Source organism: Micromonospora sp. ATA51, from assembly GCF_016802855.1.
GTDB classification, from domain to species: Bacteria; Actinomycetota; Actinomycetes; order Mycobacteriales; family Micromonosporaceae; genus Micromonospora; species Micromonospora sicca.
Window position 1 is genome coordinate 1 of record NZ_JAEVHJ010000669.1, and the last position, 1,272, is coordinate 1,272.

2 pseudogenes are annotated in these 1,272 nt (G+C 78.3%); both read right to left on the reverse strand.

Features of this window, described 5'->3' with window-relative positions:
- A pseudogene (gene selB / locus JNW87_RS38835) lies at positions 1–999 on the reverse strand (selenocysteine-specific translation elongation factor); the annotation flags it as partial.
- Position 1,000: 1 nt separating this feature from the next.
- Positions 1,001–1,272 (reverse strand): annotated as a pseudogene (locus tag JNW87_RS38840) (L-seryl-tRNA(Sec) selenium transferase); the annotation flags it as partial.

A 1,272-nucleotide genomic window follows, 5' to 3' on the forward strand; every position in this document is an offset into this window, starting at 1 on the left:
CCCCGCCGGCGACGTGGTGCCGGCCCGGGTCGCGCAGCAGCGCCCGGTCGCCGATCAGCAGCGGCAGCGGGCGGGCCAGCCGCAGCCGTGCCGTGTCGGGGCCCAGCGGTCGTACCCGGGCGGGCACCGCGGCCGAGCCGACGTGCAGGGTGAGGGTGGCCGGCAGGTCGGCGGCCGGGTCGCCGGCGAGCCGCACGTCCAGCAGGTCGGTCAGTCGGAACCGGCCGGGGCTGAGCAGCGCGTCGCCGCGGGCGATCCGGTCCCGGGACATCCCGCGCAGGTTCACCGCCACCCGGGCCACCGCGTCCACCCGCTGCTGCGCGGCGTTCAGGGAGTGCAGGCCGCGGACCCGGACCGGTTCGCCGGTGGCGGCGAGTTCGAGCTGGTCGCCGACGCGCAGCCGGCCGCCGCCCAGGGTGCCGGTGACCACCGTGCCGCTGCCCTTGATCGTGAACGAGCGGTCCACCCAGAGCCGGACCGGGGCCGCCGGCGCCGGGGCGGGCAGCCGGGCGACCAGCCGGTCCAGGGCGGCCCGCAGGTCGGCAGGCCGGCACCGGTCGCGCCGCTGACCGCCACCGCCTCCACCTCGCCCAGGGAGGTGGAGGCGATCTCCGCCCGGGCCTGCGCCAGCGCCGGTCCCGGCTCGGCGAGGTCCGCGCGGGTCACCGCCAGCAGGCCGTACGACACCCCGAGCGCGTGCAGCGCGGCCAGGTGCTCGGCCGACTGCGGCATCCAGCCCTCGTCGGCGGCGACCACGAGCAGCGCGGCCGGCGCGGGCCCGACCCCGGCGAGCATGTTCGGCACGAACCGCTCGTGTCCGGGCACGTCGACGAAGGCGATGGTGCCGCTGGAGGGCAGCGTGGTCCAGGCGAAACCCAGGTCGATGGTCATGCCGCGGCGACGTTCCTCGGCCCAGCGGTCGGGTTCCATCCCGGTGAGCGTCCGGACCAGGGTGGACTTGCCGTGGTCGACGTGTCCGGCGGTGGCGACGACCCACACGTCAGTCGCCCACCCGCAGGACGGCCGCCCGGATCGCCGCGTCCGCGTCGGCCGGCACGCAGCGCAGGTCGAGCAGGAGGCGGCCGTGCAGCACCCGGCCGAGCACCGGGGGCTCGCCGGTGCGCAGCGGCTCGGCGTACCGCTCGGGCAGGCTCAGCGCCCACGACTCGAGTTCGACGCCGGGGGCGCCGCCACCGCCGACCACGGCGGCGCAGGGCACCACCTCGGCCTTGCGGCCGTCGGCGCCGAGCTGGTCGCGCAGCCACTGGGCGC